Here is a 25,422-nt window from a genome sequence, read left to right as displayed (position 1 = left end):
GCTTGCATGACAAAGGCGAAGCACAAGAAGATTCAATTCTGGTCCGGCGTGGCATTTCTGCTCGCGGTCATTGGTGGTCTGATTGTGGGCGGCATTAAAATTCAGGATTACCTGCAGGATGCCCAGAGAGCACCGGTACAGGTGGTGGATTTTTCCGGCGAGTTCAGCCATGTGGATGTAACCAGGCTGGAGCGTCTGATCCGCAAGTCACAACCGGGAAGTTTTTTCTCGCTGGACGTCAATGAAGTTTACAAGCTGGTGGAAGCCCAGCCATGGATTTATCGCGCATCGGTACGTAAGCAATGGCCAAATACGTTAAAGATTTATCTGGTCGAGCAAAAGCCGGTGGCGCAGTGGAACGATGACTTTTTGCTGAATCCCTACGGGGACACATTCAGCGCCAGTGTGGACGACATGACGCTGCCCAGGCTTTTCGGACCGGGCGGCAGTGAGAAAACCGCGCTGGAGGGCTACAACGCCATGCAGTCATTGTTGGCTACCACTGCCATGCCTATCGCAGAGCTGACGTTAAGCGAGCGGTTTGCCTGGCAGATTCAGCTGGCCAATGGCATTGAGCTGAATCTGGGCAGACAGGAATTTATAGATCGGTTGCAACGGTTCATCGATGTGTATCCGTTGCTGGCGAAGCAACCTAAAGCGGTGAAGTATGTGGATTTACGCTACGACACCGGGCTGGCAGTCGGCTGGCAGGATGCACAAGACGAAAAAAGTTAATGAGAGAGTTTAGGAATACCATGTCAAAACCTGCTGAACGCAACCTGATTGTCGGACTGGATATCGGTACCAGCCAGGTGAAAGCCGTTGTCGGCGAATTACTGGCCGATGACCAGATCAGCATTGTTGGTGTAGGCACGCATGCTGCGCAGGGTATGGATAAAGGTGGCGTAAACGATCTCAACCTGGTAGTGAAATCTGTACAACGTGCAGTCAGTGAAATGGAGTTGATGGCCGATTGTCAGGTTTCATCCGTATTCATGTCCATTTCCGGCCGTCATGTGAAGTGCCAGAACGAAAGTGGCATGGTACCGATCAACAACCAGGAAGTGACACAGGAAGACGTGGATAACGTGATTCATGCAGCGCGCTCGGTGCCTATTGCGTCAGAACGCCGCCTGCTTCATGTGCTGCCGCAGGAATTTACGATTGATGTGCAGGAAGGGATTAAAAATCCGGTTGGCATGTCCGGCGTCCGTATGGAAGCTGAAGCCCATATCATCACCTGTGCCGATGATATGGCAAAAAATCTGGTGAAGTGTATCGAGCGTTGTGATTTGAGCTCAGATCAGCTTATTTTCTCTGCTCTGGCATCCAGTTACGCTGTATTAACTGATGACGAACGTGAATTAGGTGTTTGTGTGGTGGATATCGGTGGTGGCACCATGGATATCGTTATTTACACCGACGGCGCAATTCGTCACACTGCTGTGATCCCTGTGGCGGGGAACCAGATAACCAGTGATATTGCCAAGATTTTCCGCACTCCTATTAGTAATGCGGAAGAGATCAAGGTGAATTATGCCTGTGCGCTGAAAGACATGGTCAGTATGGAAGAGAATATCGAGGTGCCCAGTGTGGGCGGTCGTCCAGCCAGAGCTATGTCCAGACACACCCTGGCAGAGGTGATTGAACCTCGTTATCAGGAATTATTTGAGCTGGTGCATAAAGAGATCCGTGCCAGCGGTTTTGAAGAACAAATTGCAGCAGGCCTGGTTCTGACCGGCGGTACCGCCAAGATGGAAGGGGCTGTTGAATTTGCGGAAGAAATCTTCCAGATGCCTGTGAGAGTGGGCAAACCAATAAATATGCGCGGGTTATCGGAATATACCGATGACGCAAGTTTTGCAACTGTGGTGGGCTTGCTCCACTACGGCAAAATGCAAAGTGATAATAAAAAATCCAGTAAGCAGAAGTCCGGCGAAAGTTTCTTTCAACGGGTGCAAAGCTGGTTTAAAGGTGAATTTTAATTTTATTTTGGGGGCGCTAAGACTACGGCATACGGTCGCACGGAGGCATCCGACCGGCGTAACTATGACCTGGCTTAGTGTTGTAAGACGTACCAATCCGGAGAGTAAGTATGTTTGAGTTAATGGATAGCCACGGCGAAGAAGCCGTAATCAAAGTTATCGGCGTCGGTGGCGGCGGCGGTAATGCTGTAGAACACATGGTGGCACAGAATATTGAAGGCGTAGAGTTCATCGCGGTGAACACTGACGCTCAGGTATTGCGCAGCTCTAGCGCAGACGTGACACTGCAAATCGGTTCATCGCTGACGAAAGGTCTCGGTGCCGGAGCTGATCCGAATATCGGCCGTGAAGCCGCTCAGGAAGATCGCGAAACCATCCGTCAGGCTTTAGACGGCGCTGACATGGTGTTTATCACTGCCGGTATGGGCGGTGGTACAGGTACAGGTGCTGCGCCTGAAGTTGCCAGAGTTGCCCGCGAAATGGGCATTCTGACGGTTGCTGTAGTGACCAAGCCTTTCCCGTTTGAAGGTAAAAAGCGTACTGCTTTTGCTGAACAGGGTATCGTTGAGTTAGCGAAAAACGTTGATTCACTGATCACCATTCCAAACGAAAAGTTGCTTAAAGTGATGGGCCCGGGCACGCCGCTTCTGCAAGCTTTCAGCGAAGCCAACAACGTACTCAATGGTGCGGTGCAGGGTATTGCTGAACTGATCACCCGTCCTGGTCTGATTAACGTTGACTTCGCCGACGTAAAAACCGTGATGTCTGAAATGGGTACTGCGATGATGGGTAACGGTGTTGCATCCGGTGCAGACCGTGCTGAAGAAGCTGCAGAAGCCGCTATCGCCTGTCCGCTGCTTGAAGACATCGATCTGTCCGGTGCACGGGGTATTCTGGTGAATATCACTGCCGGCCCTGATTTCTCCATCGACGAATTCGAAACTGTGGGTAACGCCGTTAAAGCGTTTGCATCTGAAAATGCTACCGTGGTTGTGGGTACGGTTATCGATATGGAAATGGCCGACGAACTGCGTGTAACGGTTGTTGCAACCGGTATCGGCGCAGAGCGTAAGCCTGACATTTCACTGGTAAGTTCTGAAGGTTCCCGTTTATCCGGTGCAGCCCGCGAGTTCGGTACTTCAAGTACCAGCGAAGCCCGCGCTGTAGGCTCTACCGATGGTAACCAGGCACTGAAAGTAGAAAGTGAAGCACAGCCGAACAACGATTTAGAATATCTGGATATTCCGGCATTCTTGCGTAAACAGGCAGACTAAGCTGTTCATTTCGGGGAATTTTTCTCCGGAATTGTTGTCAATGTATAAGAAGTTGGTGTTTAACCAAGGTCAAGTGTGACAGAAATTTGACAAAATAAACTTTTGTCTATATAGTACGCGACCGCTTTTTGAACAGGTAAAAGCAACGAAATGATTAGACAACGTACAATCAAACAATCGGTACAAGAGACCGGTATTGGTTTACACAAAGGGGAAAAGGTCACTATGACTCTCCGGCCTGCGCCTGCGAACACAGGAATTGTGTTCCGACGCATTGACCTGGAACCCTATGTGGATATCCATGCGCGTGCAAACGCGGTGGGTAACACCATGCTGTGTACGTGTGTAAACAATGAAGATGGTGTCAGTATCCACACTGTGGAACACCTTGCTTCAGCGTTAGCTGGTCTGGGCATTGACAACATCATTGTTGAAGTAGACAGCAACGAACTGCCGATTATGGATGGCAGCGCCAGCCCGTTCGTTTTCTTACTGCAATCTGCAGGTATTGAAGAGCTGAATGCGCCTAAGCGTTTTATCCGTATCACGAAGACAGTGCGGGTTGAAGACGGAGACAAGTGGGCCGAGTTACGTCCTTACGATGGTTTTCGCGTGGATTTCCGTATCGATTTCGATCATCCTGTGATTAGTCAGACTAATCAGCATATGGTGATGGATTTTGACAGTTGTTCGTATGTAAAAGAAGTCAGCCGTGCCCGGACATTCGGTTTCATGCGCGACCTTGAGTACATGAACGCGAACAATCTGGCACTGGGTGGCAGCATGGAAAATGCTGTTGCTCTGGACGAGTTCCGTATTCTGAACCCTGAAGGTTTGCGTTATGATGACGAATTCCTGAAGCATAAGGTTCTGGACGCAGTGGGTGACCTTTATATGGGTGGTCACAGCATCATTGGTGAACTGGCAGCCTATAAAACCGGTCACGGCCTGAACAACAAATTGTTGAATGCTGTGCTGGAGAAGAAAGATTGCTGGGAATATATCACTTATGAAAACCAGGATGAGATGCCCATCCGGTATGCAGAGCCCGTCATAGCATAAATAAATTCTTGTTTGAAAACCGCCTTTTACAGGCGGTTTTTTTTGTACCTGATGTAAATTTTTAATACCAAAACTCTCCAAAAGATTAATCACTTCAAAGGGAAGTGAACTATCCTTAGTGGTAAACTCTCCATATAAACAGACAACGATCTGTTGTACGCGCAATTCATGTTTTAATTTTCGGGGAATGTACACTGCCTATGAGCACTCAGGGTTGTCCCGCTATTCTTTCAACGCATCAAGGCCGGATTGAACCGGTATTTGTCCGCTGCCTGCCAGCTTTACTGTTTTTTTATGCATTGGTATTCCTGTTTCTTTTCCCTGCGGACCTAATTGCAGCTCCGGTCGCTAAGGAAGCGCCGGCGACTATTCCTTACAGTCAGTATCATCAGCGTATCTGGGATACCCGTAACAATATGCCTCAGGTCTCTGCCATTAGTATTGCTGAAGACAATACCGGCTTTATATGGGTAGCCACAGAGGGAGGACTGGCGAGGTTTGATGGCAACCGGTTCCGTGTCTTTGATGGCAGAACATCTCCACTGTTTTCCGATCCTATTCTGCGGAAAGTCTTTGTGACACCGGATGACAGGTTATTTGTCGGTACATCAAATCACTTGCTAAAAATGGAAGACGGGCAAATAGAAGAAGTGCTGTTTGACGGGAAGTCTCTGGGAGCAATTAACGATATTATCTGGTTTAATGGATATCTTTACGCTGCCGGAGACGGTCTTTTCCGGGTGTCAGCAAATGGTGACCATGTAAACCGCATAGCAGGGGAAGCCGGGCATATCCGAACCCTCGCCACAGATCAACATCGTCTCTGGATTGGCTCAAGTACCGGGCTGAGTTATCTGGACGGGCAACACATCAGCCAGTCAGTGCCCGCAAGCGTGCTGCCTGCCGGCGTGCACATTATTCACCTTGCGCAGTATCGCGGACAGCTTCTGGTGGGGACGTCGGAAGGCCTTTTCATTGCCAGCGACAGCGACAAACTCAGTGCATATGAAACCACGTCCGGTGTAATTAACGATCCAATTGAGATGTTATTTGCTGACAGTAAAGGCAACCTATGGATAGGCGGTAAGCAACGTCTTCTTCAACTTAGCGGCCATACTCTGGTAGAAGAAGTTACCGAAATAAAAGGCAGGACGTCTCCCTGGTTTGTGTCTGCCTTCGAAGACAGAGCGGGCAACCTTTGGTTTGGAAGCCGCACTCACGGTCTGCAGCGTTTGCGCTATGACGGAACATCCCGTCTGGGTAAAAAGGCCGGGCTAGATGAACCCTATGTCTGGACTTTTGGCAAGCAGGGGGACGGGATCCTTGCCGGCACGAATGCCGGGCTCTATCTGCTCAAAGATCATCAATTCACGCCCCTAATACAGGATGCCAGGTTGTCTAATCACGTGGTCTATTCAATATTAACGGCCACAGACAATACTCTATGGCTGGGAACCCGCAGTGGCCTTGTGCACCTTGATGAAAACTACCAGGTGTTACAGCGGTTCCCGCAACTTGATGGCATGCAAATTAACGGCATTGAAGAGTTTCCTGGCGGCGATGTGCTGGTGGCCTCTACAGGCGGATTGTTTCGCTGGGATCAGGAAACGCTGCAAAAAGTTTCGTTTAGTAAAGGTGAAGAGATTGGTAATACCCGCTTTGTGTTTGCAGACAACACAGGCGATATCTGGGCGGGCACCACCGGCGGCCTTATCCACCTGAACGGCAAGGGTGAGCGGATACCTGTCAATGATGACATTCTCAACACAGTGTCAATTGCCTATATCGGACAACTCAAAGACGGCCGTATGCTGGTCGGGACTTTTCAGTCCGGCTTTGCGGTTCAGCAGCAGTCAGGCTGGTACTGGCCGGATGAACGTCAGCTACCGGCATCCGGCGTGATGTTTATGGCTGAACAAGACGACAATCTGGTCATTTCCAGCCTGAAAGGTGTGTATCAGATAAGTAAGCGTTCACTTGAAGCCGGTGCACCGGTGGAGGTGTCTATACTTGTGGACGATTATGGCCCGGAATCAGACACTGACGGGATCCGCTGCTGCAACGGCGCGGGAAATGCGAAAGGTCTTGTTGACGGTAATATGCTCTATCTGCCCACACTCAACGGAGTGGCAACCATTGATTTAACTCTGAGTGCCATTCACCGCAGAGGACTGGTACCGGTAGTCGATGAAATCATTGTGCAGGGCGAATCCGTGACAAGGTCGGGGGCTTTACTCTCTGAGGGGGAGCGGAATCTTCAGATCAATTACACCAGTCCCCGTTTTTACCGTAACAGTGCACTGGAATTCCGTTACCGCCTGAACGGGTACGACCGTGACTGGATTGACGCCGGAAACAGGCGGGAAGCGTTTTACACGAATTTACCCCCGGGCGATTACACATTTGAAGTGGAAGCCCGCCTGAAAGAGTGGAATGCCTGGGGAGAGCCTGCCTTTTTCCGTTTTTCCATGCCGCCCTTCTGGTACGAACAACAATGGATGCGACTGGTATTTGTGTTGTTCGCTGTCCTCGCTTTCTGGGCGGTATACCACATCAGAACCCGCCGGCTGGAGCGCGCCAGACTGCAACTGGAGGCAATGGTAACTGCGCGCACCGCGGAGCTTGATAAAGCAAACAAGCAGCTTGCAGAAGCCAACGACCAATTGCAGCAGGCAAGCCTGACCGACTCCCTGACCCGGCTTAACAACCGTCGCTATCTCGATACCTTTATCGATAAAGTCCTTGCGAAGGCTGCCCGCCAGCAACGGGGGGTATTTTGTATCATTCTCGATATCGATAATTTCAAAGTCCTGAACGACGAATTAGGCCATGCTGTCGGAGACGATATTCTGGTTAAATTCGCAGATATTTTGCGCAGGGAAGTGCGCAGTGCCGATCACGTTATCCGCTGGGGCGGCGAAGAGTTTTTGATTGTGCTGGATGCAGGCATTTCCGTAAGTGAATTTATCGGGCGCCTGATGTGTTCTATGGAGCTGACGCGCTGGCCTCACCAACAAAGGCTCAGTTCGCCGCCTACCTGCTCTGTTGGCGTATGTTACCATCCGCCCAGCGGGGAGGCTGGCTGGACATGGTCTCACACCCTTATCCTGGCTGATAAAGCAATGTACATGGTTAAGCGGTGCGGGAAAGAAGGCTGGCTTCAGTTACAGCCGCAGCAACCAGTGGCAGAAGATTTACCGGAAAAAGTCATTAAACAGAAGCCGGAGATGCTGGTTAACAGTAACCGTTTCCACATGGAAGGTTCACCGCATATTCTCGCGGCGCTGAGTAACCTGAAGAATAATATTTTTCCGTTACGGGAAAGAAAGTAGTCATCCTCCGTGTATTTTGTCGTCAATTCTTCTTACCTTGTCTTACGGGGTATGAAAAAAACGCACTGAGTATCTGATTGTGGTTTGTTCATTTGCATTAACAGCGGTAAACTAGTCCGGATTTTATTAAGAGTGCCCGATGAAACTAACGATAACCTTTATTGGTAAGCAGAAGCGATACAGGAAAAGCATCAGTGTGAGAACACTGGTGAGTTTTACCGTGCTCTCGTCGTTATTCATGTTAGTTTCCAGCCGTTCCACTGATTCCGTTTCCGAAGATATTGCCAGAATTAAGCTTGCTCAGGCCGCTAATGAAGCCGGAGGTGCAGAAGTTGATGCACTTGCCGCCAGCACACGTCAGCAATTACAAATTCTGGCAGAGCGTCTCGCTGAAATGGATGCGACGGTGTCGCAACTTGATGAAAAAGGCAAATTAATTGCCGCTGAATTTGGGATGAAGGCAGAAGATTTAGACGCCTTTGACCCCGGCACTTCGCCAAAAAACGTGGATAATGAACCCCTGATGGAACAAATCGCCGCTTTACAGCAGACTGTGTCTGCGAAAAAACAGCAGCTGGCGATGCTTGAAAGTCTTGTCCGGGGGCATCATATCCATGAACAGAGTCAATTATCTGGCCGGCCAATAGCGTCGGGATGGTTGTCTTCTTATTACGGCATGCGCGCAGATCCTTTTACCGGCAATCCAGCAATGCACAAAGGGCTGGACTTTGCGGGTAAATCTGGTGATGACGTTGTTTCCACTGCTGCAGGCATCGTGACCTGGGCAGGAGAACGTCACGGTTATGGCTTACTGATAGAAATCGATCATGGTGATGGAATGGTGACCCGGTACGGGCACAATCAGGCACTGTCGGTTGCTATCGGTGACGTTGTAACAAAAGGTCAGACTATCGCAGTGATGGGTAGTACCGGCCGCTCCACAGGTGCTCATGTTCACTACGAAGTAATAAGAAACGGGCAACAAATCGATCCTCTGCCGTACGTTACCAAAAGACGTTAAGCAGCAGCCAGAAAAGGTTTACTCCGGTAAACCAGCACAAACAGATAGGGTGACAACCATGCACATGATGTGCGCGGCGTCATTTATTTTAAATCTACGAGCCCACCGGGATGCCGGAACTCGTAAAAAAGTAGTGGAATCATCAACCAAATGTTTGCAAGCATCCTGAGGAAAGTATTCGGTAGCCGTAACGACCGTCTCATAAAAAAACTAAAAAAGAACGTCGATGCCATCAACGCATTGGAAAAGGAATACGAAGCGTTAAGCGATGAGCAGCTAAAGGCGAAAACTGCCGAACTCAGAGCTCGTTTGGAAAAAGGTGAAACCCCGGAAGATATCCTTAACGATGCCTTTGCCACCGTACGTGAAGCCAGTAAGCGCGTTTACGGTATGCGTCACTTCGACGTACAGATGATTGGTGGTATGGTACTGCACACAGGTAAAATTGCAGAAATGCGTACCGGTGAAGGTAAAACCCTTACCGCGACCTTACCTACTTACCTGAATGCACTGACCGCTAAAGGTGTCCACGTTATTACCGTGAACGATTACCTGGCCCGCCGTGATGCCGACTGGTCCCGCGAATTGTTTGAATTCTTAGGCATGACAGTAGGGTGTAATGTGCCCGGCATGTCACCGGATATGAAGCGTGAGGCCTACAACGCCGACGTTACTTACGGAACGAACAACGAATTTGGTTTTGATTACCTCCGTGACAATATGGCCTTCAGCCCGCAGGATCGCGTTCAGCGCCCGCTGCACTACGCGGTAGTGGATGAGGTTGACTCTATTCTTATTGATGAGGCAAGAACGCCGCTTATTATTTCCGGTGCAGCCGAGGACAGCTCTCACCTGTACAGAGCAATTAATACGGTGATCCCTGAACTGGTTCAGCAGGAAAAAGAAGACGAAGAAGGGCAGGAAGGCGACGGCGATTACACCGTTGATGAAAAAGCCCGTCAGATTCACCTGACCGAGCGGGGACAAATCCACGTTGAAGAAATACTGCAACGTAACGGTATTCTGCCGGAAGGTGAATCACTGTTTGCTGCCGGTAATATTTCCCTGCTTCACCATATCAATGCCGCATTGCGTGCCCACAAGTTATTCCAGAAAGATGTGGATTACATCGTAAAAGACGAACAAATCGTCATTGTTGATGAGCACACGGGCCGCACAATGGAGGGCCGTCGCTGGTCTGAGGGCCTGCATCAGGCGGTAGAGGCCAAAGAAGGCGTGAAGATCCAGAACGAGAACCAGACTCTGGCATCGATTACCTTCCAGAACTATTTCCGTTTATACGACAAACTTGCCGGTATGACAGGTACTGCCGATACCGAAGCTTTTGAATTCCAGTCTATTTACGGACTGGAAACCGTGGTTATTCCGACTAACCGTCCAATGGCCCGTAAAGATATGGCCGACCTGATTTATCTGACTGCACAGGAAAAATACGACGCCATTGTGGCAGACATCCGTGTTGCAGTGAAAAAAGGTCAGCCGGTACTGGTCGGTACGGTGTCTATCGAAAACTCTGAACTGCTGTCCCGCTTTCTGAAGAAAGAAAAAGTGCCGCATAAAGTGCTGAACGCCAAGTTCCACGAACAGGAAGCGGATATTATCGCTCAGGCCGGCCGTCCCGGCGCTGTTACCATCGCGACTAACATGGCCGGTCGTGGTACAGATATTGTGCTTGGCGGTAACTGGAAAGCCGAAGCTGAGAAACTGGAAAACCCTACTGAAGCGCAACTTAAGAAACTGAAAGATGAATGGGAAGCGCTGCATCAGCAAGTACTCGATGCCGGTGGTTTGCATATCATTGGTACCGAGCGTCACGAATCACGCCGTATTGACAACCAGTTACGTGGTCGTGCCGGCCGTCAGGGCGATCCCGGTTCCAGCCGTTTCTACCTGTCGCTGGATGATGCACTGATGCGTATCTTCGCGTCTGAGAAAATGGCTGGCATGATGAAGCGCCTGGGCATGGAGCATGGCGAAGCCATTGAGCACCCGTGGGTAACCCGCGCAATTGAAAACGCCCAGCGTAAAGTAGAAGGCCGTAACTTCGATATCCGTAAGCAATTGCTGGAATACGATGACGTGGCTAACGATCAGCGGAAGGTCATTTACGAGCAGCGTAATGAACTGCTGGATGAAGGCGATATCAGCGAAACGATTAAAGCTATCCGTGTAGACGTGGTGAATGGCGTAGTTGATGAGTACATTCCTCCCCAGTCACTGGAAGAAATGTGGGATGTACCGGGGCTGGAAGAGCGTCTGAAAGCAGACTTTAAAGTCGACTTGCCAGTGCAGAAATGGCTTGATAGCGATGACAAGCTGTACGAAGAAAAACTCCGTGAGCGTGTTCTGACAGAAATCGAAGGCGCTTATCAGGAAAAGGAAAATGCGGTAGGCCCGGATGTACTGCGTCAGTTTGAAAAAGCGATCATGCTGCAAAACCTCGACAGTCACTGGAAAGAGCATCTGGCCGCTATGGACCACCTTCGTCAGGGTATTCACCTGCGTGGTTACGCCCAGAAGAATCCTAAGCAGGAATATAAGCGTGAATCCTTTGAACTCTTCTCGGGTATGCTTGAAGCATTGAAAGTGGAAGTTATCACCATCTTGAGCCGTGTGCAGGTAAAAGCTGAATCTGACGTGGAAAAGGTGGAAGAGCAGCGTCGTCAGGCTGACGATGTGCCTAAGAACTTTAATCATGAAGAGGCACCTGAACAGGCACCGGAGGCCGATGGCCAGTCAGGCATCCGTTCTGAAATGCGCCAGGGGCCTAAAGTAGGCCGTAACGACCCGTGCCCTTGCGGTTCTGGCAAAAAATACAAACAGTGCCACGGTAAACTGTCTTAATGAAAGAAGTGCATGTAGCCGTAGGTGTAGTACTTCGTGACGGGTTCGTTTATATCTGTAAGCGGCCCGACGACAAACATCAGGGCGGAAAGTGGGAGTTTCCCGGTGGTAAAGTGGATGCCGGCGAAACGGTGACTCAGGCACTGGCCCGTGAGCTTAAGGAAGAGATTGGTATTGATATACAAACCAGTCAGCCACTGACTGTTATCGGTCACGATTACGGAGATAAGCGGGTACTGCTTGATGTTCATACAGTCACGGACTTCGCCGGTGAACCTGCCGGTCTGGAAGGACAACAGGGTAAGTGGCTTAAGCTTTGTGCACTGGAGCCCGAAGATTTTCCCGCGGCGAACGTGGCGATCATAGAAAAGCTTCAGGGCTGAACTTACTCTGCGTCTGCTTTCAAATCAGAAACCCCGGCCATGAAAAGCCGGGGTTTCTCACATTTATAACCTGTTATTTCATTACAGCCATGTAATGTTTGAAATAAATACAAAAAAAGTCCGGTATTATAATCTGACTACGCCAAAAGGCTAGATTGACAGATATTCCGCTGCGTACGGTCTTCTCAGGCGCCCCCTAAGTCATTGAGATCTTATACCTAAATGCAGTTGTTGTGACATTTGTGCATAAGGCGACAAAGATGCACTTGTAGGGAGATCCCCCCACAACCAGATTTCCTCTTATACCAAGGTATCCTGTTTGATACCTAAAAATTTCAAGCCTGCTCTAAACCTTTACTAAACGCGCTGTTAAGCAAACGTTCATTCATAGTAAATTTCCGAGGTTTTCCATGGCACTGAAAAAAAGCACTGAGGCCAGCCCGGCCACACCGGCCGTAAGAGTTGACGCGAAACTACGCAGAGAAGCAGAAGAGCAGCGAAAAAAGGCCCGCACGCTCGCCAGGCAACAACAAGCTGCCGAGCGGGTAGCGACCGCGACAGCTGAACTGGCCAGTGGCATCAGTCAGTCTGCCAGCGCGACCGATCAGTTGGGTACTGCCATCAATGAAATTGCGGCCGGTGCAGAGGAGTCCAGCAGTGCGAGTCAGGAGAGTCTGGCGGCGATCACACAGATATCTTCATCACTTAAATCTCAGCTTACCTTATCCGGACAGACCCTGGATAAAACCAATGTGCTTCAAACCTTCGTTGACCGTGTTATGGGCAACCTCGGCAATATGATGGACAGCGTAAAAACAGCGTCCGAACACCAGTCACGCTCTGTAGTTATGATGAGCGAACTGGAGCAGCAAGCATCCAATATTGGTGAAGCAGTTAAACAGGTTACCCGTATCGCCGACCAGACTAACCTGCTTGCATTGAATGCGGCAATCGAAGCCGGACGCGCCGGTAAACACGGTAAAGGCTTTGCCGTTGTGGCTGATACAGTACGTGCTCTGGCTGAAGTATCGGACAAGAGCGCTGCCGACATCGCCATGCAAATCGAGCAAATTCAGCAGCAGTCAAATCAGGTTTCTGACGCAGTAAAACAATCATCGCAAGCCGCGTTGGAAGAAGTGACAAAAGGCGAAGCGGTAACCAGTCAACTGGCCACAATCAAAGAAGATATGCAGATCATTGCTAACGGCTCTGAATCACTGCAGACCAAAATCCGCGAAATGGATAATGCCGCAAAAGAAATCCAGGCAGGGTCTGAAGCCATTTCCTGTGCTGCTGACGAACAGTCTTCTGCTGCCCAGGAAGTGTCCAGTAACATTTCAGAGCAAAGTAGCGCTCTGTCACAAGCTGAGCAGGCTGCCCAGTCTCTGGAAATTATTACTGAAGAGCTTAAAAATAGCACCGACATCAATAAAAGCGCGGAAGAAGTAGCGTCCTCGGCAGAAGAGTTATCTGCAAGCATGGAGGAAATCAGCCGCTCAACCACAGAAATATCCACGGCTCTGAATCAGATTAACAACGGTGCGCAACAGGCAGCATCAGCGGTTGATCAGGCGGTGAGTAATATTGACACCCTCCGCGATGGTGTGGCGGAAGCCTCTGCTCAGTCTGAAAACGCGCTTACCCGTGGAGAGGCAATAACAGAACTGCTGAAAGAGAACCGCGCACTTATTGAAGAAATGGTGGAAGGTATCAATACCGCACTGGAAACCAGCAAATTAAACGTATCAGCCATTACTGATATGGAATCAATGACCCGCACTATCGACAAAGTTATCGATACCATCACCACCGTGTCAGTGAAAACCAGCATGCTTGCCGTTAACGGTGCTGTGGAAGCAGCCCGGGCGGGTGAATATGGAAAAGGTTTTGCCGTGGTATCTGCCGATATTCAAAGCCTTGCCGATGAGGCCGCTGAGAATGTTGAACAAATCAAAGATCTCATCAAAGCCATTCAGGATCAGACACAAAATGTAAAAACTGACCTGACCAACGTGGCAGAAAGTGCCTACCGTGAAGTGCAAAAAGCAAAGCAAACCACTGAAGACATCGCCGGTATAGCAACCGATATGGCAGAAGTGCTTTCTTACAACAAGGAAATGCAGCAAGCCGGTGAAGAAATTGCAGCCGCTGTAGCCCAGGCGCAGAAGGGCCTGGAGCAAATTGCCGCAGCGAATGAGCAGGCCAGCAGTAACTGTCAGCAGGCATTGTCTGCCGCAGAACAGCAGAGCAAAGGTGTGGAAATTCTTGCCCGCTCTATTGAGGAAATTTCCTCTGTCGCTGATGAAATGCAAAACAGCTAAGGCCGGTTGATTCAGAGTTAAAGGTGAGGTGAGACCATGCAAGAAATGGAAACTCAGGAAATTACCGCAACAGACACCGAGCTGCAGTTTGTTTCTTTCCAGATTGGAAAAGAGAAATTTGCATTTCCCATGCAGTCTGTTGGCGAAATTATACGTGTACCTGTGATGGTAGGTGTCCCGCTGGGGCCCCACCAGATGATGGGGCTGGCAAACCTGCGGGGTAATGTGCTGCCGGTTTACGATTTACGGGCTATTTTGCTGTCGTGTACAGCAGAGCAAACAGAAACATCCCGTGTTGTCGTTGTGGAGTCAACACTCGGTATGACGGGCTTTCTGGTCGACAAAGTAAACCGTGTGTACAGTGTGCCGAAAGATACCGTGGTGAATGACAAACAAGGCGATTCGTCAATTTCATATGACTACCTGCAAGGGTTGATTAAGCAAAAGAACGAACCGCTGGAGCAGATCCTCAATGTTGAAAACCTGGTGCAGTCACAGTTAACCGTCAGCCATAAAAAAGACGGTTCCGGCCTGCAACTGCAGCAAAACCGCACTGGCTCGCAAGACAACAACAGTGAAGCCGAAGATGATTTGCAGCAACTGGTGTGCTTCTCCATAGCCGGTCAAGAATTTGCTTTTTATCTCCATGATGTAGGCGAAATTGTGCGGGTGCCCGACGACATATCCGCCTTACCGGACAGTAATCCTTCAGTACTGGGGCTGGTGAACCTGCGGGGAAGAATTATTCCCATCGTGGATCTGGCCATGAATCTTGGCATGCAGCCCTGCGAAATGAACGATGCTACCCGCATCATCATTGTTAACTGCAGCGACAGCAGTCAGTCCGCTGTGGGCTTTGTGGTCGCGAAAGTCAGCAATGTGGTGAGTATATCGCCGTCGGCGCTGGAGCCTGTTCCGTCAATGTGTAACGACGGATATACCGATGGCGCGCTGGAAGCAGTTTACCGTGTGGAAGGCACAAAGCGACTCATTTCTATCGTTAACTTGCACAGCGTTTTCCAACGCTCGCTAAGCCAGGCGCTGAGCCAGGTTGATTTACAAGATGAGGTTTCTGATATGGCTAATCAGGACGAAGGGGTGCTGACCGAAGAAGACTATGCCCAATACGTGATCTTCTCCATTGCCGGTCAAGAGTACGGGGTAAGCATCGAAGATACCCAGGAAATAACACGCATTCCCGACAAGTTGGAAAGCGTGCCCAATACACCGGACTACCTGCAAGGCATTGTCAATCTGCGGGGCACGGTACTGCCTGTGATTGATTTACGCACGCGATTGGGATTACCCAAAGCGGAAGCCACTGACCGCCAGCGCATTGTGGTGCTAACCCGGAACAAGCAAAAAACCGGCTTTATTGTGGATGGCGTGGCAGAAGTTAAAACCGTCATTACCGATTCTATCGAAGATGCGCCTTCACTGTCTGATGAGCAAACCGAGCTGTTAAACAAGCTCATTAAACTCAATAAAGAGCAACGCATCATTCAGCTCATCGAGCCTTCGGTACTGCTGAACGACAACGATATTGCAAAAGTAAACGGGGGTTAACGGGAAGATGGCAGTCAAAGTATTAGTGGTAGATGACTCTGCCTTGATGCGGAAACTGTTCACACAGGTTTTCACTGCACGGGGCTATCAGGTTGATTCAGCCCGCGATGGCGAGGAAGCACTGACGAAATCAGCAGCTTTTAAACCTGATGTGATTACTTTAGATATCAACATGCCTGTAATGGACGGTCTGACCTGTCTCAGTCTGCTAAGAAAGTTTCACCAGTGTCCGGTGCTGATGCTGTCATCGCTGACACAGAAAGGTGCGCTGGTGACACTGGAAGCGCTGGCACTGGGAGCGGCAGACTTTGTCTTGAAGCCCAGCGGCACGGTAAGTGCGGATATCAGCGACATTGAAGATGAGCTGATTTCCAAAATTGAAGCCCTTACCGCAAACGTCAGGCGAACGGCAGCACCGTCAAATCCCGTGCACACGCAACAGCAAACGGCAGCGGTAAAAGCAACGGCAGCGCCGGTAAAAAATGGCAAGGTTCAGGTGGTGATGATTGGTGTATCCACCGGTGGCCCGCGCAAACTTGAGCAGATTTTGTCTCAGTTGCCGGCCAGCTTTCCCTGCCCGGTAGTTGTAGCGCAGCATATGCCAAAAGCGTTTACTGCTGCACTGGCGAAAAGGTTGAATGATTTATGTCCTCTTGAAGTGATGGAAGTCAGCAGCCGTATGCCGGTGGAGACCGGCAAAGTGTATATCGCAAAAGGGGATGCAGATCTGTCGTTCGTTAAAAACCAGAACACGGTGTTTGTCAGACCCATCCCGGCCAGTCCGAATTTTCTCTGGCATCCCAGTGTGGATCGCATGGTGGAGTCGGCATTGGGATGTTTCGATGCCAAAAATATGCTGTGCGTACAGCTCACCGGCATGGGGTGCGATGGTGTGGCTGCCATGTCGAAAGCTTACTGCAGAGGTGCTGTGACCATTGCGGAGAGTGAAGCTACTGCAACCGTATTTGGGATGCCGAAAGAACTTATTCAGGCGGGGTGCGCCAGTCATGTGCTTGACAGTCACGCCATCGCTCAACGTATTAATCATTTGTGTAAGCAATAGGAGTACGCCATGGGACTGAGAAAAAGCCGCGGAGAGTCTGCCAGTCAGGCTGACCGCAGACAAAATAGCAGAGACCTGGCTTCCTTTATTGACGATTTACAGGCGAGTTGTGCCGATGTCAGACGTTGGGCGGCAAGAGATCTGACGAACAATCTGGCAGCCCGGACTGCTTTGCTTGAGCAAATTGACATTGAGCACGAGCCCACCGTACTGGAGGCGTTATTCAGCGCTGTCGAAGGCATGTGTGACGAAGATATGGCCGGTGCGCTGCTTGAAAAGCTGAAGTCGGAAGATGCGCAGGTACGTAACGGGGTAATTGAGTTGCTGCAAAGCCAGCCGGTACTGTTCGCAGCCCATGTAAACGAACTTTTATGTGATGAAGACAGTGATGTACGGATTTTTGCCGTGGACGTTATCGGCGCTATTCGTCATCCGGATGCTGCAACGTGGTTGCACAATGTCGTGTTGAACGATAACAACATCAATGTGGTGGGTACCGCAGTAGATAAACTGTCAGAAATTGGCGATAGCGGAACGCTGGAGGTACTCGAAAAAGTATCTGCCCGTTTTCCCGGTGAAGCTTATATCCAGTTCGCGATTCAGTGCGTACGGGATTCTGTTGCAGGAGAGGGTGTATGACCAGCATCCGGACAACGTCGCCGGCAGGGGAAATCTCTGACGCTGACTTTGACCGGTTCCGCTCAATGTTCTACCGGAAAACCGGCATTTACTTCGAAGATTCCAAACGATACTTCGTTGATAAACGGTTGAAGGAGCGCATGAAGCAAACCGGCCACAATCTGTTTAAGAGTTACTTTACCTTCATGCGTTTTCAGGCGTCCGGTGAAGAACTTCAAAGTCTTGTCAATGCCATGACGGTGAACGAAACCTACTTTTTCCGCGAGGAATACCAGTTCGAAACCATGTGCCGTCATTTAATGGATGATTTAGACAGCATGCGACCGGCCGGCGAGGATTTAAGGATCTGGTCAGTACCTTCAAGCACAGGTGAAGAGCCGTATTCCATTGCAATTTACCTGCTTGAGTACTGGAAAGGACTGGATCACCGCGACGTGGAGATTGTGTCGTCTGATATCGATACCAGTGTCCTTGAACATGCTAAACGAGGCATTTATTCCAAGCGGTCTGTTCAAAATATTCCGCTGACTGTCCGGCAGCGTTATTTCACTCAGAAGGGCAATGAGTTCCATTTGAGTCCCGACATTAAAGAGTCCGTGACTTTATGTCTGGCGAACATTCTTGGCACTGAAGTGCCCGGCCGTTTCCGTTCATTCGACCTGATTTATTGTCGCAACCTGCTGATTTATTTTGACGACGATTCACGTCGTAAGGCAGCGCAGGTGTTATATGACGCACTCAAGCCCGGAGGCTACATATTCTTAGGCCACAGTGAGTCCATGAGCCGCATTTGCTCATTATTCAAAATTAAAAAGTTCGGTGACGTTATTGTTTACCAGAAGCCCGGGTTCGAGGGAGTCAGCAGATGAAAACTATTATGATCGTGGATGATGCCAATACTGTCCGCACTTACCACCGGATGATTGTTGCCAGCGCGCAACGCAATGTGGAAGAAGCAGAAAATGGCGTAGAAGCGCTCGAAAAGGCAATGGGTAAACAAATCGATCTGTTCATGGTTGATGTCAATATGCCGAAAATGGATGGCTACCGTCTGTGTCAGGAAATTCGCCGGGATGCAGGATTGAATCAAGTGCCTATTATTATGATAAGCACGGAATCTCAGGCTGCAGACGCGACCCGGGCATTCGACTGTGGTGCAAACTTCTATATGACCAAACCCGTGGACGGCACCACGTTAAATGACATGGTGTCACTGATGCTGGGAGAATAATCATTATGAGTGAGCTGTTAGATACATTCATCGGTGAATCCAGGGAAAATCTGGAATCTGCCAGCCAGGAGCTGCTGACCCTGCAAAACAGTGGTTATGATGCTAAAGCGGTCGACACGATTTTCCGTGATATTCACACTATCAAAGGTTCATCGGATCTGTTCGATATCAAGCCGCTGACCCGCCTTGCTCATGCCTCTGAAGATTTACTGGATTGCATGCGGGCCGGCGAAGTGTCTTTTACCGATGAACTTGGTGATGTGCTGTTAGAAGCATTTGATCAAATCAGCACATTTTTTGATGAGCTTGAGTCGGGAACCCATCAATTATCTCAGTGGGAAGAAACGTCCACCGGGCTTGCTGCCAGATTGCGTAGCTTTATGGAGCCGGCATCCGGCGGGACCAGTTCAGACACTGAACAAGGAGATAGCCATCTCATTGATAACAGCGCATCTGATTCTCCGGCTACTGTTGCTCCTGTACCTGACAAAGCGGCTGCCTGGCTAAATGAGCTAAACGAAAAGTGCCGTATCAGCGCGTTTTTCAGTGCACTGGAAAGCGATGAAATGGTTCATGTTATCCGCTATACACCGGATGCAGACTGTTTCTTTCGTGGTGAAGATCCGTTTAACGTCAGTCTGGCAACCCCGGGGCTTATCTTTCACACTTTGTCCCGTAAAAATCATGTAGAAGGTCCTGAAGATGTTTTCCTTTGCCACCTGGACATTACAATCCTCTGTGTGGCCAGTTCAGCTTCACTGGCTGGGCACTTTGCGTATTACGAAGGCCAGTATGAACATGATGCTATTTCCGCAGCCAGTTTTTACTCATTATGTGAGCCACTGCTGACTGGCTTCTTACAAAGTGATGATGCTGATGGTATCACCGAAGCGGCAGCGCTGGCAGACAACGAGCAAGTGGCCCGCATATGCAGCTTCCTGTGTGCTTCGCTGAATCCGGACTCCGTACACTGGCAAATCAGTGAATGGCTTGAAAAACTCGCAGCAGGTGAGGCCCTGTCACGCTTCTGTGATATTGCCACTTCAGCCGGAGATGCTGCTACATTCGAAGAGCAGGCGCAGACTGAAGCCGGTGACGCTTCAGGTACTGACTTTGCCACCGGTGAAGATAACGCTGAGACACCAGACTCAACGACAGATGACTCCGGTTGCGGAAATAGCGACGGATTATCCGGAAGTGCCCTTGCCATGCTTGAGCAGCAACAAGCCTTACTGGAACGCCTGGCGGCAGGGGAAGGCAATCCTGCGTCGCTGGCGTCAGTGAATCTGGTTGTCAGCCGTGTACTGGGTGCTGATGTGGTTGAACGGTCTGTTGAAGACTTGCTGGCTCTCATTGCCGGTGAACAGGTTGAAATACCTCAGGCTGACACATGCGAAGAAGAAGCTGACGCAGTAGAGCCTGAGATAACTGCTGCTAAGGAAACTGAACAAAACGTTCCTGTCGCTCTGAAGCCTGTTGCGGAAGAGGCGGCGCAGAGTGCAGCTCCGGCTAAAACGGCAGAGCGTCAGGTACCACGTACGTTAAAAGTTAATCAGGAGAAAATTGATTACCTGATGGACCTGGTGGGCGAGCTGACAGTTGCGAAAAATTCTCTGCCTTATCTTGCCCGGCAGGCAGAAGAAGAAGGCGGCAGCAGAAAACTCAGTAAACAGATTAAGTCACACTTCACTATCGTGAACCGTCTTACCGAAGAGCTTCAAAGTGCTGTTCTGCAAATTCGTATGGTTCCTGTATCTCACGTGTTTCAGCGTTATCCCCGTCTGGTGCGGGATCTGGCCCGCAAGCTCGATAAGAAGATTGACCTTGAAATGCAGGGGGAAGACACGGAATTTGATAAGAATCTGATTGAGTCTTTGTCTGAGCCTTTAATCCACTTACTGAGAAACAGCATCGATCACGGTATTGAGTCCCCTGCTGACCGTCTCAGTGCGGGTAAAAATGAAACCGGAAAAATTGAGCTCATTGCCACACCGCAGGATGACAACGTAGTGATAGAAATCCGCGATGACGGTAAGGGCATTGATCCGGCGAAGATCAAAATGCTTGCATACCAGAAAGGCGTAATTACCGAAGCGCAGCTTGAATCAATCAATGATGACGAAGCACTGCAACTGATATTTGCACCCGGCTTTTCCACTTCCGAGCAGGTGTCTGATTTGTCCGGTCGCGGTGTGGGAATGGATGCCGTGAAAACCATGGTTACTCAGGCTGGCGGTCATATTGAAATGCAGTCTGAAGTGGGTACCGGCACACGTTTCCGTCTTGTGTTGCCGCAAACTATGTCGGTTAACCGTGTGATGATGTTTGAAGTCAGCGACCAGATGTTCGGCGTCAGTATGGACAGCGTGGTGGAAACCGTAAAAGTGCGCCCTGAGGAAATCCAGCAAATCAAGAATCATCAGGTGCTGGTTATCCGCGACAAGCTGGTACCGCTTCATTGCCTGCGTGACTATCTGGGGTTTGCACCGGAAACGCAAAATACAGAAGAACAGTCTATTCTTGTAGTAAACACAGGCAATGGGGATATCGGTTTGGTTATCGATAAATTCCATGAGGGTATTGATGTTATCCAGAAGCCGCTTGAAGGTGTGATGGCGGGCTACGCCCACTTCAGCGGCACAGCCTTACTGGGTGACGGACGGGTTCTGCTCATTATCAACATTCCGGAGTTACTGTCATGCCGATAATTTTCAAGCAAAAGGTTGCAGCACTCGACGGCAACTGTGAAATCGATTTAGCGGAAGAACTGGATCTCTGGCTGGCAGAGAATCCGAAAAGACAGGTTAATCTGAAAAAGCTCACCCACGCCCATACCGCCCTGTATCAGGTATTAATTAAACATCAGACCGGTATTTCTGTATGGCCTGAAGCGGGAGAGTGGGGCTGGCTTAAACGTGCCATTGATGCCGGTTTATATAACGCGGAGTCTCAGGCATGACAAAAGTGCTTGTGGTTGCAAACCGTAAAGGTGGTACAGCCAAAACAACGACAGTAGTGAATCTGGCTTACGCACTGAGCGAGAAAGGGGCGAAAGTGCTGGTGATTGACCTTGATAATCAGGGGCATATCGAACTGGGTTTCACTGCACAACCGGACTTACTCTCTGCACTTTCTCAACCGGCGTGGATGAGCGAATTCGAAGAGTTCAAAGGCGTGCTGGCATACAGCGACAGGATCCATCTGGCGCTGGCACATACTGACAGCGCCTTTGATGAATCCGCATATACCCTGAACCGGTTCAGTCAGTTGTTTGATAACGCAGGCGACGCCGGGCACTACGACATAATTCTGGTTGATACGCCGCCTACATTGGGGCCCCGGTTGTTATCAGCACTTGCCGGCGCACACCGCATTGTTATTCCGGCCGAGCCGACGCCACTGGCTTCTGACGGCGTAAACAAGCTGCTGAATGCGTGTATGAAAGCTATCAGGAATAAGCACTTCCGTGCCAGTGGCATTGATATTCTGCCCGTGATGGTGGATGGCAAATTACGGATACATCGTCAGACACTGGGTCTCTGGCAGGAGAAATTCGGAGCGGGCAGAATCTTGCCTGCTATTCGTCGCAACGTAAAACTGGCGGAAGCATTCGCTGTACATCAGCCAGTCAGCGAATATGCGCCATTTTCCGCAGGAGCGAAAGACTATCGCTCTCTATGCGACAGTCTTTTCTCATAGAAACGAGGTGATCAATGAAGACCATCCATTTAGTTGACGATTCGGCGACCATGCTGATGAGTATGGAAATGCTGTTAAAACGTGCAGGCTACGACATCATTAAATCAGAAAATGCTGAAGCTGCGCTGACAACACTGCAAAGCGCGTCACCAAAACTCATCATCACCGATTTGAACATGCCGGGAATGAACGGCATCGAACTGATTAAAGAAATAAAGAAAAATACGAAATTCAGATTCACACCTATTTTGATGCTGACCACTGAATCCCAACAAACTAAAAGGGAAGAAGCAAAGCGTGCTGGCGCCACAGGATGGCTGGTAAAACCTGTCGAACCTGATCAATTGATCGCAGTAGTAAAACAATTGGTGCCGTAGGAGGCTTTATGGTGAATTTACGAGAAATATTTCTGACTGCTGTTGCACGCCTGAAGCAGGCTCAGTGGTACGCCAGTCCGTCTGTACAAGCGGCGGTACTGTGTATTACCGGAACAGGAATCGCGATGGTAAGCGTGCTGCTTATAAACCAGTTTGCCGGAACGCAGTTGTCATGGTGGGGAGCAATTATTTGTAGTCTCGTCACCAGCGCTGTCTGGGTTGTACGTCAAACCGTGGCTGAAACACGTCATATTGATGAACTTGAAACAGCACTGGCGGAAGCAAATGCTTATCTGGACAAAACCTCAGAACAGTTGCATACCACTCACCAGCAGGTAGATGAGTATGCAAGTATTCTGAACGGACAGATTGACGGTATTTCTAACATTACCGAAGAAGCTTCCGTCGACTTGATGAGTGCCTTGTATCAAATTGAAGAAGTCATTCAAAACGGTATCGACAGTATTGAGCTCTCCCGGCGGAATACTGCTGACTTTAAAGAAGAAAGTGCAGCGGAAATTGACCAGGCAAACCACCGTCTGGAAGAAATTACCCAGTTAATAAATACCCAGCATGAACACGACAAAGCGCACACTGCGGCGATTCAGGAAGTCCTGCAGGAAATTGATAAGCTCAAAGAGCTCACTGAGCTGGTAAAAAACATCGCGTTTCAAACCAACTTGCTGGCACTGAATGCAGCGATTGAAGCTGCCCGGGCCGGAGAATACGGGCGAGGATTCGCTGTGGTGGCAGAGCAGGTAAGAACCTTATCTTCCCAGTCGTCAGAGGCCGCGGAGAAAATTGAATCCGGGATCCGTTCCGCTATGGAAACGGCAAAAATCCACGGTGAAAAATTGCTCTCCACGAATCAGAGTGACGAAACCTGTGAGTTACTGACGTCGTTCTCCGGCTCTCTGGCCAGCATGACAGCCCATTACCGCCGGCTCGAGGAATTCAGCCCGCGGATGCTCAATTGCTTCAGCGGCGTAGCAAAAGACATCGCCGGCAAAGTCAGCGGGGCAATCGGTAAGATCCAGTTTCAGGATATTATCCGCCAGCGCGCCGAGAACGTAAAACTGGAACATGAAGCCCTGGTAAGCCTGTTCGGCCAGTTCTCTGACTACATTGACGGACGCAAGGCTTTCGACGATTCATTCAATTTAAGTACGGCGGAAATGTTTGAAAAATATGTCATGGAAGATCAGCGCCGTATTCACTTCGACCTGACCACCTCTACCGGTGAAAAGCGGGTAGCGCCGGAAGAAACCCGGGAACCGAAAATCGAGTTGTTCTGATCTGCATAGTTTCAGAAATGAAACAGGCCACTTTGTAAAAGAGTGGCCTGTTTTTTATCGTCTCACACTAACCGGTACTTGGTGGCAGCACAAACCTTCAGGATCAGAACTCAATCCGGTCAGCGGTGGCGAAGGCCACGTCTAATTTGAAATATGCTGCTTCATTTATAAAGTGGGGGTAGGTTTCTTTGTCACCTTCCCAGACATAATCAGAACCGTCAAACCCCCGGAATACCGGTGCACCCGGAAGCAGCGGCGTAAAATCCTGATCCTGAATGCTGTGGTGGATCATGGCTTTACGTACGCCGTTCTCATCCAGCGGGAATTTTACCTCATAACCCAATCTGAAAGCCTCGCAGGCAGGCAGCGAATCCATTGAGCTGCTATCTGTATTCCAGGCAACACAGAAATCCAGTATCGCTTCCGCCATCGTTTGCGTTAACTGGTAAACATCTTCCCGTAATACGCCCTGTGGCTGAGCGCCGACTTCAATCATCACACCTTTTTCACCCACGGTGCATAAATAGCCATGAGATGCGTAGTCTTTTTCATCTTCCACCAGAATATTGGCTTCCGGCATGACGTCTTTAACAAACCGGGCGAGTTTGGTATTAAACTCGTCGGTTTCCAGCACAATAAGGGTAGCGCCCATGTGGCTGGTGGTATTGTGAATGTCGATGAAAAAATCTGTTGCAGCATTACCCTTCGGGCCAAAGCGTTCATTCAGCGATTTTGCCAGAATAGCCTCTCTGGCCGGGTTGTCTGCCGCAAGACGTTCAGCAGTAAACTGCCGGTTTAAATCTTCATCCAGAAAACGGACATTAGCGTTCATAGCCGCCGAATTGGCAAAATCACAGGTGACATTCAGAGACGAGAAGCGCTCAGGCAAACCAGACTTCTGCCAGTTGCGGATAAGTTGAATACCACTGGTCTCGTTGCCGTGAGTACCGCCAATAAGTGCAATTGAATTTAACATAAGAGAAAAGCCTTATCTGAATTCGGGCTGAGTGCCCGGATACATTCACACAAAACGCTCAACGGGGAAGGGTTTAGTGTTTAAAAAAATCGTCCTGCTGCTGACTGAGCATTGCTTCAATGTCCTCGATATCAGGCATTCCGGGCGGTGTATCAGAATGTTGCTTTGGCCCGGGAATCGCGCGCTCTTCACCAGCCCATTCTCCCAGATCGATAAGCTGGCATTTCTTGGAACAAAAAGGACGATGTTTATTTTCTGCAGACCACTCGACAGATGTGCTGCATACAGGACAGTTAACCTTCACTGAATTCACTCTCTTTCAGGTAAAAAGTA

Annotated in this window: 21 protein-coding genes; 19 read left to right on the top strand and 2 right to left on the bottom strand. The window is 49.7% G+C overall.

What is annotated here, in order from left to right; translation table 11 throughout:
* Window positions 1-6: 6 nt before the first annotated feature.
* The 19 genes from ACXAG2_RS11180 to ACXAG2_RS11090 all read left to right on the top strand — a co-directional run bounded on the left by ACXAG2_RS11180 (window position 7) and on the right by ACXAG2_RS11090 (window position 24,113).
* Window positions 7-735, top strand: a complete 729-nt coding sequence (locus ACXAG2_RS11180) for a cell division protein FtsQ/DivIB (protein ID WP_474847676.1) — start codon at window positions 7-9, stop codon at window positions 733-735.
* Between the two features lie 20 nt (window positions 736-755).
* Entirely contained in the window at window positions 756-1,985 is a 1,230-nt protein-coding gene (ftsA, locus tag ACXAG2_RS11175; protein WP_119502184.1) for a cell division protein FtsA, read from the top strand.
* 110 nt (window positions 1,986-2,095) lie between these two features.
* Window positions 2,096-3,259: a cell division protein FtsZ gene (gene ftsZ, locus ACXAG2_RS11170; RefSeq protein WP_474867008.1), complete on the top strand. Its 1,164-nt coding sequence runs from the start codon at window positions 2,096-2,098 to the stop codon at window positions 3,257-3,259.
* A 150-nt stretch (window positions 3,260-3,409) separates the two neighbouring features.
* Window positions 3,410-4,321, top strand: coding sequence for a UDP-3-O-acyl-N-acetylglucosamine deacetylase (gene lpxC, locus ACXAG2_RS11165; RefSeq protein WP_474867006.1), 912 nt, complete (start codon window positions 3,410-3,412; stop codon window positions 4,319-4,321).
* A 200-nt stretch (window positions 4,322-4,521) separates the two neighbouring features.
* Entirely contained in the window at window positions 4,522-7,653 is a 3,132-nt protein-coding gene (locus tag ACXAG2_RS11160) for a diguanylate cyclase (protein WP_474867003.1), read from the top strand.
* A gap of 139 nt (window positions 7,654-7,792) precedes the next feature.
* Complete coding sequence (locus tag ACXAG2_RS11155; RefSeq protein ID WP_474842930.1) at window positions 7,793-8,674, top strand: M23 family metallopeptidase; 882 nt, start codon at window positions 7,793-7,795, stop codon at window positions 8,672-8,674.
* Window positions 8,675-8,824: 150 nt separating this feature from the next.
* Window positions 8,825-11,539, top strand: a complete 2,715-nt coding sequence (gene secA, locus ACXAG2_RS11150; protein WP_474867001.1) for a preprotein translocase subunit SecA — start codon at window positions 8,825-8,827, stop codon at window positions 11,537-11,539.
* Window positions 11,539-11,922, top strand: a complete 384-nt coding sequence (mutT, locus tag ACXAG2_RS11145; protein WP_474842926.1) for an 8-oxo-dGTP diphosphatase MutT — start codon at window positions 11,539-11,541, stop codon at window positions 11,920-11,922. Before secA ends, mutT begins: the two co-directional genes overlap by 1 nt.
* Window positions 11,923-12,332: 410 nt before the next feature.
* Window positions 12,333-14,243 (top strand): methyl-accepting chemotaxis protein, encoded by a 1,911-nt coding sequence (locus tag ACXAG2_RS11140; RefSeq protein WP_474866999.1) that lies wholly within the window; start codon window positions 12,333-12,335, stop codon window positions 14,241-14,243.
* A gap of 36 nt (window positions 14,244-14,279) precedes the next feature.
* Window positions 14,280-15,809: a chemotaxis protein CheW gene (locus tag ACXAG2_RS11135; protein ID WP_474866998.1), complete on the top strand. Its 1,530-nt coding sequence runs from the start codon at window positions 14,280-14,282 to the stop codon at window positions 15,807-15,809.
* 7 nt (window positions 15,810-15,816) lie between these two features.
* Complete coding sequence (cheB, locus tag ACXAG2_RS11130; RefSeq protein WP_474866995.1) at window positions 15,817-16,872, top strand: chemotaxis-specific protein-glutamate methyltransferase CheB; 1,056 nt, start codon at window positions 15,817-15,819, stop codon at window positions 16,870-16,872.
* Between the two features lie 9 nt (window positions 16,873-16,881).
* Complete coding sequence (locus ACXAG2_RS11125; protein WP_474866993.1) at window positions 16,882-17,511, top strand: HEAT repeat domain-containing protein; 630 nt, start codon at window positions 16,882-16,884, stop codon at window positions 17,509-17,511.
* Window positions 17,508-18,380, top strand: a complete 873-nt coding sequence (locus ACXAG2_RS11120) for a CheR family methyltransferase (protein ID WP_474866991.1) — start codon at window positions 17,508-17,510, stop codon at window positions 18,378-18,380. The genes ACXAG2_RS11125 and ACXAG2_RS11120 overlap by 4 nt, the downstream gene beginning before the upstream one ends.
* Window positions 18,377-18,742 carry a response regulator gene (locus ACXAG2_RS11115; protein ID WP_474866988.1) on the top strand — a complete coding sequence of 122 codons (366 nt, stop codon included), beginning with the start codon at window positions 18,377-18,379 and terminating at the stop codon, window positions 18,740-18,742. The genes ACXAG2_RS11120 and ACXAG2_RS11115 overlap by 4 nt, the downstream gene beginning before the upstream one ends.
* A 5-nt stretch (window positions 18,743-18,747) precedes the next feature.
* Complete coding sequence (locus tag ACXAG2_RS11110; protein WP_474866986.1) at window positions 18,748-21,450, top strand: chemotaxis protein CheA; 2,703 nt, start codon at window positions 18,748-18,750, stop codon at window positions 21,448-21,450.
* Window positions 21,441-21,701, top strand: coding sequence for a hypothetical protein (locus ACXAG2_RS11105; protein ID WP_119502170.1), 261 nt, complete (start codon window positions 21,441-21,443; stop codon window positions 21,699-21,701). The genes ACXAG2_RS11110 and ACXAG2_RS11105 overlap by 10 nt, the downstream gene beginning before the upstream one ends.
* Window positions 21,698-22,441 (top strand): ParA family protein, encoded by a 744-nt coding sequence (locus ACXAG2_RS11100; protein WP_474866983.1) that lies wholly within the window; start codon window positions 21,698-21,700, stop codon window positions 22,439-22,441. Before ACXAG2_RS11105 ends, ACXAG2_RS11100 begins: the two co-directional genes overlap by 4 nt.
* Window positions 22,442-22,455: 14 nt before the next feature.
* Window positions 22,456-22,818 carry a response regulator gene (locus ACXAG2_RS11095; protein WP_119502168.1) on the top strand — a complete coding sequence of 121 codons (363 nt, stop codon included), beginning with the start codon at window positions 22,456-22,458 and terminating at the stop codon, window positions 22,816-22,818.
* A gap of 8 nt (window positions 22,819-22,826) precedes the next feature.
* A complete protein-coding gene (locus tag ACXAG2_RS11090) occupies window positions 22,827-24,113 on the top strand; it encodes a methyl-accepting chemotaxis protein (RefSeq protein WP_474866980.1) in 1,287 nt (428 codons plus the stop codon).
* Window positions 24,114-24,216: 103 nt separating this feature from the next.
* On the opposite strand, the gene ACXAG2_RS11085 is transcribed toward ACXAG2_RS11090, so the two are convergent.
* Entirely contained in the window at window positions 24,217-25,089 is an 873-nt protein-coding gene (locus ACXAG2_RS11085; protein WP_474866978.1) for an aspartoacylase, read from the bottom strand.
* Between the two features lie 73 nt (window positions 25,090-25,162).
* A complete protein-coding gene (yacG, locus tag ACXAG2_RS11080) occupies window positions 25,163-25,393 on the bottom strand; it encodes a DNA gyrase inhibitor YacG (protein ID WP_119503448.1) in 231 nt (76 codons plus the stop codon).
* Window positions 25,394-25,422: the final 29 nt, after the last annotated feature.

This window comes from Alteromonas sp. ABH4_456 (genome assembly GCF_056160645.1).
The sequence above is the reverse complement of the archived record's forward strand: the minus strand, read 5'-3'. Positions and strand labels throughout refer to the sequence as shown.

Bases quoted from the DNA above. Each gene is read 5' to 3' on its own strand.
- ACXAG2_RS11180 (WP_474847676.1), top strand. From the start codon at position 7: ATGACAAAGGCGAAGCACAAGAAGATTCAATTCTGGTCCGGCGTGGCA.
- ftsA (WP_119502184.1), top strand. From the start codon at position 756: ATGTCAAAACCTGCTGAACGCAACCTGATTGTCGGACTGGATATCGGT.
- ftsZ (WP_474867008.1), top strand. From the start codon at position 2,096: ATGTTTGAGTTAATGGATAGCCACGGCGAAGAAGCCGTAATCAAAGTT.
- lpxC (WP_474867006.1), top strand. From the start codon at position 3,410: ATGATTAGACAACGTACAATCAAACAATCGGTACAAGAGACCGGTATT.
- ACXAG2_RS11160 (WP_474867003.1), top strand. From the start codon at position 4,522: ATGAGCACTCAGGGTTGTCCCGCTATTCTTTCAACGCATCAAGGCCGG.
- ACXAG2_RS11155 (WP_474842930.1), top strand. From the start codon at position 7,793: ATGAAACTAACGATAACCTTTATTGGTAAGCAGAAGCGATACAGGAAA.
- secA (WP_474867001.1), top strand. From the start codon at position 8,825: ATGTTTGCAAGCATCCTGAGGAAAGTATTCGGTAGCCGTAACGACCGT.
- mutT (WP_474842926.1), top strand. From the start codon at position 11,539: ATGAAAGAAGTGCATGTAGCCGTAGGTGTAGTACTTCGTGACGGGTTC.
- ACXAG2_RS11140 (WP_474866999.1), top strand. From the start codon at position 12,333: ATGGCACTGAAAAAAAGCACTGAGGCCAGCCCGGCCACACCGGCCGTA.
- ACXAG2_RS11135 (WP_474866998.1), top strand. From the start codon at position 14,280: ATGCAAGAAATGGAAACTCAGGAAATTACCGCAACAGACACCGAGCTG.
- cheB (WP_474866995.1), top strand. From the start codon at position 15,817: ATGGCAGTCAAAGTATTAGTGGTAGATGACTCTGCCTTGATGCGGAAA.
- ACXAG2_RS11125 (WP_474866993.1), top strand. From the start codon at position 16,882: ATGGGACTGAGAAAAAGCCGCGGAGAGTCTGCCAGTCAGGCTGACCGC.
- ACXAG2_RS11120 (WP_474866991.1), top strand. From the start codon at position 17,508: ATGACCAGCATCCGGACAACGTCGCCGGCAGGGGAAATCTCTGACGCT.
- ACXAG2_RS11115 (WP_474866988.1), top strand. From the start codon at position 18,377: ATGAAAACTATTATGATCGTGGATGATGCCAATACTGTCCGCACTTAC.
- ACXAG2_RS11110 (WP_474866986.1), top strand. From the start codon at position 18,748: ATGAGTGAGCTGTTAGATACATTCATCGGTGAATCCAGGGAAAATCTG.
- ACXAG2_RS11105 (WP_119502170.1), top strand. From the start codon at position 21,441: ATGCCGATAATTTTCAAGCAAAAGGTTGCAGCACTCGACGGCAACTGT.
- ACXAG2_RS11100 (WP_474866983.1), top strand. From the start codon at position 21,698: ATGACAAAAGTGCTTGTGGTTGCAAACCGTAAAGGTGGTACAGCCAAA.
- ACXAG2_RS11095 (WP_119502168.1), top strand. From the start codon at position 22,456: ATGAAGACCATCCATTTAGTTGACGATTCGGCGACCATGCTGATGAGT.
- ACXAG2_RS11090 (WP_474866980.1), top strand. From the start codon at position 22,827: ATGGTGAATTTACGAGAAATATTTCTGACTGCTGTTGCACGCCTGAAG.
- ACXAG2_RS11085 (WP_474866978.1), bottom strand. From the start codon at position 25,089: ATGTTAAATTCAATTGCACTTATTGGCGGTACTCACGGCAACGAGACC.